Below are 10620 nucleotides of genomic sequence, written 5' to 3'. Positions count from 1 at the left end.
ACCTTGTCGATCAGCTCCGGGCCGCCGTGGGCGAGCAGCACCTTGCCCACGCCCGAGCAGTGCAGCGGCAGGCGCCCCCCGACCTGCGACACCAGCCCCAGCGCGTGCGGCGCGGAGAACCGCTCGATGATCACCGCCTCGTGTCCCTCCAGGACGGCCAGCTGCACATGCTGGTGCAGCGCGCTGTGCAGGTCCTCCATGAACGGCTGGGCCCTGGCCCGCAGCGACTCGGTCCGCGGCGCCAGGGTGCCCAGCTCCCACAGCCGCAGACCGATCGTGAACCGCCGGTCCTCCCCGCGCTCCAGCGCGCCCGCCTCGACCAGCTCCAGAGCCAGCCGGCGCGCGGTGGGATGCGGCATGCCGGTCGCCCGCACCAGATCGGCCAGGCTCAGGTCAGGACGGTCCGGACGGAAGGCGAAGAGGATGTCCAGCAGGCGGGAACTCACCGTCCTGCCAGGTTCACGCGTGCGCGGCATACCGGCTGAGACCTCCTGCACCGTCCAGGTGGGCAGAGCCGGAACCCTAACAAGGTGTTCGTTGAATGGACACAGTGTCCTCTCACGGCGGCCTGGACGGCACGATGACCACGCCGACAGGTGAGGCGAACGGAGCGGGGATGGGCAACGCAGGGACGGGCCTCCCGCGGATCGCGATCCTGGGGGGCGGGATCGGCGGGCAGGCGGCCGCGGCGTTCCTGCACCGCGAAGGCATCCCCGCCACCGTCTACGAGCAGGCGCCGGTGCTGAAGGAAGTGGGCGCGGGCCTAGTGGTGGCCCCGAACGCCGCCCGGCTGCTGCGGCGGCTCGGCGTCATGGACGAGTTCCTGGCCCGTGCCGTGCGGCTCGACACCGGATGGGAGTTCCGGCGCTGGCAGGACGGCACGGTGCTGTCCGCCGAAGACCTCGCCTCGTCCTGCGGGCGGCTGTACGGGGAGCAGACCTACACCGCGCACCGCGCCGACCTGCTGGAGGTCCTGCGCTCGGCCGTGCCTGACGCGTGGGTCCGGTACGGCAGGCGCTGCGTCGGCCTGACCGTCCGCGTGGACGGCCGGCCCTCCCTGCGCTTCGCCGACGGGGAGCGCGCCGACCCCGACGTCCTGATCGGGGCGGACGGCATCCACTCGATCGTGCGCGGCGCGATCGCGGAGCCGGCGCCCGCCGCCTACTCGGGCATCTGCGCGTTCCGCGCCCTCGTCCCGGCCGGCCGCGCCCCGGGCTTCGCCAGGCGCCGCGCCCAGACGCTGTGGATCGGACCCGGCCACCACCTGGTGCACTACCCCGTCTCGGCCGGGCGGCTGGTGAACCTCGTCGCGTTCGCCCCCGCGGGCGACGCCGTCGAGTCCTGGACGGCGACCGCGACGATGCCGGAGTTCCTGGCCGAGTTCGACGGCTGGGACCCGCGGCTCACCGGTCTCATCCGGGCGAGCGAGACCCCCGGACGGTGGGCCCTGCTCGACCGGGCGCCGCTGCGGCGCTGGAGCAGGGGCCCGATCACCCTGCTCGGGGACGCCGCGCACCCGATGTTCCCCTTCTTCGGGCAGGGGGCCGCCCAGGCCGTCGAGGACGCCGCCGTCCTCGCCAGGTGCCTCGCCGGCGATCTCGACGACCCGTCCCGGGCCCTGCGCCGGTACGAGGAGCTGCGCATCCCCCGCACCACCCGGCTCCAGGAGGTCAGCCACGGCCGGGCGCACATCAACCACCTGCCCGACGGCCCCGAGCAGCGGGCCCGCGACGCATCCTTCGCGGAGGCGGACCCGCTGGTCGCCAACGGCTGGATCTACGGATACGACCCCGACGACGCGCTGGGTATTCATGCCTCGTGACCGCCGGCGAGCCGACCGTCCTGCCGCGGGCGGCCCGGGAAGGAGCCGAACCGATGACCCACAGTGACACCGCGCCCGACACCGCCACCGAGCAGGCGCGCCGCGAACAGGAGCTTCTCGGCCGGGTGCTGCGCTCGTTCGACGACTGCGCCGATCCTCGCCTCAAGGAGCTGATGCAGGCGCTGGTGCGCCACCTGCACGCCTACCTCCGGGAGGTGCGCCTCACCGAGGGGGAATGGCGGAAGGCCGTCGAGTTCCTCACCGGCGTCGGGCACATCACCGACGGAGAGCGGCAGGAGTTCATCCTGCTCTCCGACGTCCTGGGCGCGTCCATGCAGACGATCACGATCAACGACCCGGCCCGCGGCGACGCCACCGAGGCGACCGTCTTCGGGCCGTTCTTCGTCGAGGACGCGCCCCGGATCGAGCCGGGCGGCGACATCGGCGGCGGCGCGCCCGGCGAGCCGTGCTGGGTGGAGGGGACGGTCCGCGGCATCGGCGGCGAGCCCGTCCCCGGCGCCCGGATCGAGGTGTGGGAGGCCGACGACACCGGCCGCTACGACGTCCAGTACGGCGACGGCCGCACCGCCGGGCGGGCCCACCTGTTCACCGGCCCGGCGGGCGAGTACCGCTTCTGGGCGATCACTCCCACCCCCTATCCCATCCCTCACGACGGACCGGTGGGGGCGATGCTCGACGCGGTCGGCCGGTCGCCCATGCGCGCCTCCCACCTGCACTTCATGGTGATCGCCGACGGCCACCGCACCCTGGTCACCCACATCTTCGTCCGCGGCGACGAGACGCTGGACTCCGACGCGGTCTTCGGCGTCAAGGAGTCGCTGGTCAAGGACTTCGAGCGGCTGCCGGCCGGCACCCCCACCCCGGACGGCCGCGCCGTCGAGGGCACCTGGTCGAGGGTCCGGTTCGACATCGTCCTCGCCCCCGCCGCCCCGGCCGTCTAGGACGGGCTGACGGTCGTGCGGTCGCCGTCGTGCTCGTAGGCCACGACCTGGACGATCGGGAGGTGGGTCGTCTCGGCGGGCGCCTCCCCGACGGGCGGGCCCGGTACGGTCAGCAGGGGCGTCTCGCCCGGCCGGGTCGCCTTCGTGTCGTGGGCGCCGAGCTCGCCGACCGTCTTGAGCCGCGCGACGTTCGGGCCCGCCGCGGCCACCAGATGCCAGCGGCGGGACGACCGCCACCACAGGGCGGCGGCCATCGTCCCGGCGGAGGAGACGGCGGCGCTGTTCGTCCGGCCCCGCTCCGACAGCGCCCGCCCGGTGTCGGAGATCAGGATCGAGGTGCCGGAGACGCCCTGCTGGAGCGACGAGTCCACGGTCAGCAGCATCGCCCGGCCACCGCCGTCGGGCAGCGAGCCGCTCCACAGATGGCCGAGCTTCAGGTCGCCCGACTCGGTCAGCGTCGCCGCCCCTTCGCAGGCGAGGGCGTGCAGCGCCGCCCAGCGGAACCGGTCCCTGAGCTCCGGCGGATCGCGGAACCACACCAGCGGCGCCGCCGACCGCGGGTCGTGCGAGGCCAGCTGCGTGATCGTCCGCGCCTCCCCGCCGCCGGCCGGCCGGTACGTCATCTGGAACGCCACGTAGTTCTGGCAGCGCGGCGTGAACCAGCGCCACGGCAGCGGATCGCTCAGGCCGTCCCGGACCGCCACCCGCACCCAGTCCGCGGAGCGCTCGGAGGGCACCGCCGCCCGCAGCTCCCCCATCCAGGGCGGGACGAGGTAGCGCCACGTCATGCCCAGCATGATGAGCTGCCCCGCGCCCGTCCCGAGCCTGCGGACCGACTCCACGCCGCGCGACAGGCGCCGCTCGAAGTACTGCGCGATGCTGGGCGGGTCCCCCAGGCCGGGGGAATCGCGCAGGACGACGAGGGAGGACCCGTCCACGGTCCCCGCGTACAGGAGGACGACGCGGCCGTGCGGCGGGTCGCGGCGGTCGGCGCGCCACGCGCCGGCGGCCCGGCGCAGCAGCGCGGTGTCGTGCCTCAACGCGCCCTGGGCCGGCCACTCGTGGATGGTCGGCGTGCCGGTGGCCTGCCACGCGCGCGGGTCGACCTCGGCCGGCGCGCCGGGCCTCTCGTCCGGGCGGGTGAGGACGACCGCGGCGACCGCGAGCAGCACCGCGGCGAGCACGGCCGCCACCGCGGCGCGGGAGACGGTGCGCGGCGGGCGGAGCCGGACGAGGCCGGGGTCGAACGCCTCGATCTCGGCCCGCTGCGCGGCCTCGTCCAGCCGCGTCCGGCCGTCCACGGCGGCGGTGGCCCGGTCCACGCTCTCGAAGTCGGCGTGGGTGTGGACGCGCAGCTCGGCGGCGACCTCGGGGGCGGTGAGGCCGTCGAGGCGGAGCAGGTAGGCGAGCCGCTCGTACGGCGTCAGCTCCTGCAGCGCCGCCCGGACCGGCCCCGGCGGGATCCGCGCCGGCTCGACGAACAGGCGGTGCGGCCGGTGCCCGGCGGGCGGCGGGCCGGTGAGCAGGATCCCGACGAGCCGCGCCCGCATGGCCGGGTACCCGCCGGGGCGCCCCCGCGCGGCGCCGGCCGCGGCGCGCCGGGCGCGCATGAGCGGGGCGTCGCCGTCGTCGAGTACCAGATACGCCAGCCGTAGAAGATCGGCGTAGTGTTCGCGGTCCGCCATGCGCACGGGCACACCTCCGTCCGCATTGTGCGCAGCGATCGGTAACGGCCCGGTTGAGAACGGGTGGGGTTCGGAGTCAGGCCTTGGCGAAGGTGTTCCTGGCCCAGAGGTAGGACGCGACGGCGATGCCGGCGCACCAGGCGATGGCGATTGCGGCGTCGTCGCCGATCGGGGTGCCGAGGAGCAGGCCGCGCACGGTCTCCATGATCGGGGTGAAGGGCTGGTAGTCGGCGAACCAGCGCAGCGCGGTGGGCATGGAGTCGGTGGGGACGAAGCCGCTCCCGAGGAAGGGCAGCACGATCAGCGGCATCGGGGCGTTGCTGGCGGCCTCGGGGGTCGGCGACTTCAGGCCGAGCGCCACCGAGAGCCAGGTGATGGCGACGACGAACAGGGTGAGCAGGCCGATGGCGGCCAGCCATTCGACGGCGGTGGCGCTGGGGTCGAAGCCGATCGCGAAGGCGATGCCGATCAGCACGGCCATGCCGAGTAGCTGCTGGACGACGCTGCCGACCACGTGGCCGGTCAGCACCGACGCCCGGGAGATCCGCATGGTGCGGAAGCGGGCGATGATGCCCTCGGTCATGTCGGTGGCGACCATGACGGCGGTCCCGGTCGCGGCGGTCGCCGCCGCCATCAGCAGGATGCCGGGGACCACGTAGTTGACATAGGTGTCGCGGCCCCCGCCGAGGCCGCTGCCGAGAGTGCCGCCGAGGACGTAGACGAACAGCAGCAGGAGGATGACGGGCGTCACCACCAGCTGCACGGTCATGGACGGGTAGCGGAGCAGCCGCTTGAGCTGCCGCCGGACCATCGTGGAGGAGTCGCGCGCGGCGAGGGTGAGGGTGCTCATCGGGTGGTCTCCTTCGGGCGGCCGGTGAGGGTGAGGAAGACGTCGTCGAGGTCGGGGGTGTGGATGCTCATGTCGGCGATGTCGATCGAGCGCTCGTCAAGGAGGGTGAGCAGCTCTCGGATCGCGCGGACGCCGCCGTCGCCCGGCACTTGCAGGGTGAGCGCCTCGGGGTCGGCGATCCCCGCGCCGAGGGCCTCCCGGGCCGCGTCGAGCAAGGGGGCGGCGGCGAAGGTGAGGGTGATGTGGCCGCCGGGGATGCGCCGCTTCAGTTCCTCGGCGGTGCCTTCGGCGATCAGCCGTCCGTGGTCGAGCAGGGCGATGCGGTCGGCGAGCTCGTCGGCCTCTTCCAGGTACTGGGTGGTGAGGAAGATGGTGACGCCGCCGGCGACCAGGTCGCGGACGATCTGCCACGTGGCGCGGCGGCTGCGCGGGTCGAGGCCGGTCGTGGGCTCGTCCAGGAAGATCACGCGGGGGTCGCCGACCAGCGTCATCGCCAGGTCGAGCCTGCGCCGCATGCCGCCGGAGTAGGTTCCGGCCGGCTTGCGCGCCGCGTCGACCAGGTCGAAGCGGTCGAGCAGTTCGGCGGCCCTGCGCCTGCCCTCGGCGCGGGACAGGTGCCTGAGGTCGGCCATCAGGAGCAGGTTCTCCTCGCCGGTGAGCAGCTTGTCGACGGCCGAGTACTGGCCGGTGACGCCGATGGCGCCGCGCACGTCGTCCGGACTCCGGGCCAGGTCGTGGCCCGCGACCCGGACGGTGCCGCCGTCGGCGGGGATCAGCGTGGACAGGATCTGGACGGTGGTGGTCTTGCCTGCGCCGTTCGGCCCGAGCAGGGAGAAGACCGTTCCTTCGGGGACGGCCAGGTCGACGCCGTCGAGGACGACCTTGTCGCCGTCCTTGCCGGGGTAGGACTTGCGCAGCCCGTCCACCGAGATCGCCAGGTCGGTCATGACGGCCACTCCTCCTCGTGCGCTTCCTTGTTTCGCATGCCTGAAACGCTACGTTGCATTTCTTATTTGAGCAACATTCTCGTTGCACTGTACTTCCATAGTTGCAGGTAAACACAGCAGAATTGTTGCAATGAGTCTGTGTAACAATGCAACGATTCGAACTCTTCGCGTTGCAACGAATTGAGGTCGAACGCTACGGTGAGGGCATCCGAGGAGCGGAGGAGACGCGATGCCGGGAGGCAGGCTCACCCAGCAGGACCGCCGGCAGATCGCGCAGGGCCTGGCCGACGGCCTCGCCTACGCGGAGATCGCCAGGCGGCTCGACCGTCCCACCTCCACGATCACGCGCGAGGTGATGCGCAACGGCGGCCCCACCGCCTACCGGGCCGACCTGGCCCACCGCGCCACCGAGCGCCGCGCCCGGCGGCGCGGGCAGACCCCGTCGCGGGCGCCGGAGACGCCCTCGCGGGCCGACGGGCGCGACGGCGAGGCCGTGCGCGAGTACGAGGAGACGCTGACCACCGTCTTCGTCGAGTCGGGCCTGCCCGCGATGATGTCCCGGATCCTGGGCGCCCTGTACACGACCGACGCGGGCAGCCTCACCGCGTCCGAGCTCGTCCAGCGCCTCCAGGTCAGCCCGGCGTCCATCTCCAAGGCGATCGCGTTCCTGGAGAGCCAGGACCTCGTCCGGCGGGAACGCGACGGGCGCCGCCGCGAGCGCTACTTCGTCGACGACGAGCTGTTCTTCCAGTCGATCATCGCCAGCGCCCGGTCCAACGACCGGCTCGTCCGGACCGCCCGGCAGGGCGCCGCCGTCCTCGGTCCCGGCACCCCGGCCGCCGCGCGCCTGGAGAACATCGCCCGCTTCCTCGACTTCGTCACCGAGAGCCTCCTGCGCGCCGCGGAGCAGGCCCGCGAGGTCCTCCACACGAACGCCGGGGCGGCCCCGGGCGACACCCCCGAGCCGGGTTCCGCGGACCGCGCCTAGGCGGGCCGGGCCCGGTGGTCCCGCGGTCGGGAAGCGGTGGTCTCTCGGTCGGGAAGCGGCGGCTCAGCCGAGCGTCCAGAGCAGTCCGCCGGCGGCCAGGCCGGCGACCGCGACGGCGGTGCCCGCGGCGGCCGTCACGCGCCAGGAGAGCTCCCGCATCACCATGATCATCGAGGGCAGGCTGATCGCGGGCAGGGTGATCAGCAGGGCGCCGACGACCCCGGCCCCCGCTCCCGCCGCGGCGAGCCCGACCAGGATGGGGATCTCGCCCGCCGTCGGGACGACGACGAGGGTGCCGAGCACCGCCGCGGCGGCCACCGCGAGAACCCCCCACTGCGTCGCGTCGCCCTCGAAGGGGAACAGCCAGCCGCGCAGGGCCCCGATCGTGAAGACGACGACCGCGTACTCGGGGACCAGTGTCATGGACAGCCGGGCGAGGCTCCGGACGAACCGTCGCGGCGCGGCCCGCAGGCCGTCGTCCGCCGGGGCGGCCGGGACGTCCCCGGACGGCGGGGCGTCCCTCTTCGCGGCCAGCCGATCGATGAGGACGGTCACCGCGAACACCAGCACCACGCCGACGGCCAGGCGCGTGGCGAACCACTGCCACGGCGCGACGATCGCCAGGAACGCGAGCACCGCCGGGTTCAGCGTGGGATTGCCGAGCCAGTAGGCCAGCACCGAGGACGTCGACGCGCCGTTGCGCCTCAGCGTGCCCACGATCGGCGCCGCGCAGCACGTGCACATCATGCACGGCATGGACGCGAATCCCCCGAGCAGGGACCCGCCCAATCCCCGCCGCCGTGCCAGCGCGGCGGCGAGCGGCCGGCGCGGCACCAGGGCGTCCACGGCGGCGGCGACCACCAGTGCCACGACGAGGGCCTTCCAGACCGCCTCGCCGTAGCCGACGGCGAAGTCCCATCCGCCTCGCAGGCTGGGACCCGACCCGCTGTGGCCGGCGCTGTCCAGCGGTGACGCCCCCGGCCACGAGCGGTCGTCCAGGAGGGTGTCCAGCTTGAGGCTGTACGGCCACCACTTGGCCCACAGGAGGCCGCTGACGCTGATCACCAGGAGCAGCAGCGCCGCCGCGAGATACGGAGCCCTGCGGGCGGGCTCGACAGCATGGACCGGCATATGACTCCCGTTCCGGACGCCACAGAGGACCAAGATCGGCGCGTTCAGCGTCCGTCGGCGCCCGCGCGAAGTCAAGATCATGTCCCGTTGCGCGAGGGGGGCGGGTGCCGGGGCACGCCCGCCGGGTCGGCCGGGAAGCGGTTGAGCCGCGCTGTGCGGGTAAAGCGTTCCCATGCGAGTCGGTGTACTGGACGTGGGTTCGAATTCCGCACATCTCAAGGTGGTGGACCTCAGCGTGAGCGAGCCGCCCCGTCCGGTGACGGCGGTGAAGTGCCCGACCCGGCTGGCCGAGGCGATCGATGCCGAGGGCCGGGTGGCGGACGACGCCGTCTGCCGGCTCGTGGGCTCGGTCGGCGAGGCCGCCTGCGCCGCGGCGGCGCACGGGGTCGAGGAGCTGATCGCGTTCGCGACCTCGGCGGTGCGGGAGGCGGCGAACCGGGACGAGATCGTCGCCAGGGTGACCGCGGCGACCGGGATACGGCTGGGGTTCCTGTCCGGCCGGGACGAGGCCAGGCTGACGTTCCTGGCCGCGCGGGCCTGGTACGGCTGGTGGGCCGGGCGGCTGCTGCTGGCCGACATCGGCGGCGGGTCGCTGGAGATCGCCCACGGCGAGGGACGGGAACCGGAGCTGGCCCTGTCGCTTCCGCTGGGCGCGGGACGCCTCACCCGCGAGATGCTGCCGGGTGACCCGCCGTCCAACAAGCACGTCCAGCGGCTGGGCCGCCGGGTGTACGACGAGTTGGAGGAGCTCGCCGCCGAGGTGCGGCCGGGCCTGGCCGGCGAGCAGCCGGTGCGGCCGGTGGCGACCTCCAAGACCTTCACCCAGCTGGCCCGGCTGACCGGCGCCCCGCGGCGCAAGGCCGGCCCCTACGCCCACCGGGTGCTGGACGTGGAGCGGCTCCGGGAGGCGATCCCCGTGCTGGCCGCCAAGAAGGCCTCGGCGCGGGCGAAGCTGCGGGGCGTCTCCCGTCCCCGGGCACCGCAGATCCTGGCCGGGGCGATCGTGGCCGAGGCCTGGATGACGGCCATGGACATCGACAGCGTCGACATCTGCCCGTGGGCGATCCGCGAGGGCCTGATGATCCGGCGCCTCCAGGCGATGTCCGACCCCGCGTCCGCCGACGACGAGACCGCCCGGCTCACCCAGGCCGTCCCCGGCTCGCTCTCGCCGGCGCGGCCCCCGCTGCGTCCCGTCCCCGCGCTCGGCGCCTGACCGCCGGCCCCGGCGTCAGCTCTCGCGGAGGGCGTCAGCTCTCGCGGAGGGCTTCAGCTCTCGCGGAGGGCGTCAGCTCTCGCGGAGGGCGTCAGCTCTCGCGGAGGGCGTCAGCCCTTGCGGAGGACGCCGCCGAACTCCTTGACCTGCTTGTTCTCGCCGGCCGCGCCGAGGAACGGCTGGAGGGGGGCGTCGACGGTCGCCGGGGGCGGCTGGTCCGGGTCCGGGCGCCAGTCGGCGACGTCCACCAGGCCGGGCGGAACCGGCTCCAGGTCGGGCACGAGCGGCCGGAAGTCCTCGACCGTGCGGGTCTTCCACGCCAGCCCCATCTCGGTGGCCTTGCCGGTGTGGGCGTCGGCCGCCTCCCGGTCCGCCCCGACGAACTGGGACATCGCGAGGAAGCTGCCCGGGACGAGCGCGTCGGCCGTCGCGGCGAACATCCCGCGGACCTGCTCGTCGTCCGGGATCGAGTGGGCCACCGACAGGAAGAGCGCGGCGACCGGCCGGTCGAAGTCGATGAGGCGGCGGACGTCGTGGTGCGCGAGGACGTCCCCGGGGTCGGTCATGTCCGCCTGGATGACCGTGGTGGACTCCGCGCTCAGCAGCGCACGGCCGTGGGCCAGCACGATGGGGTCGCTGTCGACGTAGACCACGTGCGCGTCCGGCTGGAACCGCTGCGCGACCTGGTGGACGTTCGCCTGGGTCGGCAGGCCGCTGCCCATGTCGAGGAACTGGCGGATCCCCTCTTCCTCGGCCAGGTAGCGCACCACCCGGTAAAGGAACTGCCGGTTCTCCCTGGTGACGTCGAGCCCCTCGTTGAACTGGGTGACGAAGCCGAGCACGGCCGCGCGGTCGACGGCGAAGTTGTCCTTGCCGCCGAGGCAGTAGTCGTACATCCGCGCCGGGCTCGGTGTGGAGGTGTCGATGCCGGTCGGTGCCCAGGCGTCGTTCACAAGTGCTCCCTCGAAGATCGCGCAGGGGGACGAGCACGGTCGGAGACCCTCGTGTTCTCGTGTGCCCGG

Annotated in this window: 10 protein-coding genes; 4 read left to right on the top strand and 6 right to left on the bottom strand. The window is 73.7% G+C overall.

The window, feature by feature from the left end; genetic code table 11:
• Nucleotides 1-446: IclR family transcriptional regulator (locus BM339_RS35050; protein WP_218163815.1), on the bottom strand; the 446-nt coding region annotated here is incomplete at its 3' end.
• A gap of 95 nt (nt 447-541) precedes the next feature.
• On the opposite strand from BM339_RS35050, the gene BM339_RS35045 reads away from it, so the two are divergent.
• Nucleotides 542-1822, top strand: coding sequence for an FAD-dependent monooxygenase (locus BM339_RS35045; RefSeq protein ID WP_244938719.1), 1281 nt, complete (start codon nt 542-544; stop codon nt 1820-1822).
• A 53-nt stretch (nt 1823-1875) separates the two neighbouring features.
• Nucleotides 1876-2784, top strand: a complete 909-nt coding sequence (locus tag BM339_RS35040; protein WP_075023668.1) for a dioxygenase family protein — start codon at nt 1876-1878, stop codon at nt 2782-2784.
• Here the strand turns inward: BM339_RS35040 and BM339_RS35035 are convergent.
• The 3 genes from BM339_RS35035 to BM339_RS35025 form a co-directional block, all read right to left on the bottom strand.
• Entirely contained in the window at nt 2781-4469 is a 1689-nt protein-coding gene (locus BM339_RS35035) for a hypothetical protein (protein WP_075023647.1), read from the bottom strand. The two genes, BM339_RS35040 and BM339_RS35035, sit on opposite strands and share 4 nt — an antisense overlap.
• A gap of 76 nt (nt 4470-4545) precedes the next feature.
• On the bottom strand, nt 4546-5319 hold the full coding sequence (locus BM339_RS35030) for an ABC transporter permease (RefSeq protein WP_075023646.1): 774 nt from the start codon (nt 5317-5319) through the stop codon (nt 4546-4548).
• Nucleotides 5316-6266, bottom strand: coding sequence for a daunorubicin resistance protein DrrA family ABC transporter ATP-binding protein (locus BM339_RS35025; protein WP_024935179.1), 951 nt, complete (start codon nt 6264-6266; stop codon nt 5316-5318). The genes BM339_RS35030 and BM339_RS35025 overlap by 4 nt, the downstream gene beginning before the upstream one ends.
• Before the next feature lie 229 nt (nt 6267-6495).
• Here BM339_RS35025 and BM339_RS35020 point away from each other — a divergent pair, with 229 nt between their 5' ends.
• Complete coding sequence (locus tag BM339_RS35020; RefSeq protein WP_021600059.1) at nt 6496-7254, top strand: GbsR/MarR family transcriptional regulator; 759 nt, start codon at nt 6496-6498, stop codon at nt 7252-7254.
• A 63-nt stretch (nt 7255-7317) separates the two neighbouring features.
• Here the strand turns inward: BM339_RS35020 and BM339_RS35015 are convergent, their stop codons facing one another.
• The gene (locus BM339_RS35015; protein WP_075023645.1) at nt 7318-8385 is read right to left on the bottom strand and encodes a permease; all 1068 of its coding nucleotides are present in this window, start codon (nt 8383-8385) and stop codon (nt 7318-7320) included.
• Nucleotides 8386-8557: 172 nt separating this feature from the next.
• Here BM339_RS35015 and BM339_RS35010 point away from each other — a divergent pair, with 172 nt between their 5' ends.
• Nucleotides 8558-9598, top strand: coding sequence for a Ppx/GppA phosphatase family protein (locus BM339_RS35010; RefSeq protein WP_024935177.1), 1041 nt, complete (start codon nt 8558-8560; stop codon nt 9596-9598).
• A gap of 110 nt (nt 9599-9708) precedes the next feature.
• Here the strand turns inward: BM339_RS35010 and BM339_RS35005 are convergent, their stop codons facing one another.
• A complete protein-coding gene (locus tag BM339_RS35005) occupies nt 9709-10551 on the bottom strand; it encodes an SAM-dependent methyltransferase (RefSeq protein WP_021599449.1) in 843 nt (280 codons plus the stop codon).
• Nucleotides 10552-10620 lie beyond the last annotated feature (69 nt).

Source organism: Actinomadura madurae, assembly GCF_900115095.1.
In the GTDB taxonomy this organism is placed as follows: domain Bacteria; phylum Actinomycetota; class Actinomycetes; order Streptosporangiales; family Streptosporangiaceae; genus Spirillospora; species Spirillospora madurae.
This window is presented reverse-complemented; position numbering and strand designations above follow the sequence as displayed.

Excerpts from the sequence above, each read along its gene's own strand:
- BM339_RS35045 (WP_244938719.1), top strand. The coding sequence starts at position 542 with ATGGACACAGTGTCCTCTCACGGCGGCCTGGACGGCACGATGACCACG.
- BM339_RS35040 (WP_075023668.1), top strand. The coding sequence starts at position 1,876 with ATGACCCACAGTGACACCGCGCCCGACACCGCCACCGAGCAGGCGCGC.
- BM339_RS35035 (WP_075023647.1), bottom strand. The coding sequence starts at position 4,469 with ATGGCGGACCGCGAACACTACGCCGATCTTCTACGGCTGGCGTATCTG.
- BM339_RS35030 (WP_075023646.1), bottom strand. The coding sequence starts at position 5,319 with ATGAGCACCCTCACCCTCGCCGCGCGCGACTCCTCCACGATGGTCCGG.
- BM339_RS35025 (WP_024935179.1), bottom strand. The coding sequence starts at position 6,266 with ATGACCGACCTGGCGATCTCGGTGGACGGGCTGCGCAAGTCCTACCCC.
- BM339_RS35020 (WP_021600059.1), top strand. The coding sequence starts at position 6,496 with ATGCCGGGAGGCAGGCTCACCCAGCAGGACCGCCGGCAGATCGCGCAG.
- BM339_RS35015 (WP_075023645.1), bottom strand. The coding sequence starts at position 8,385 with ATGCCGGTCCATGCTGTCGAGCCCGCCCGCAGGGCTCCGTATCTCGCG.
- BM339_RS35010 (WP_024935177.1), top strand. The coding sequence starts at position 8,558 with ATGCGAGTCGGTGTACTGGACGTGGGTTCGAATTCCGCACATCTCAAG.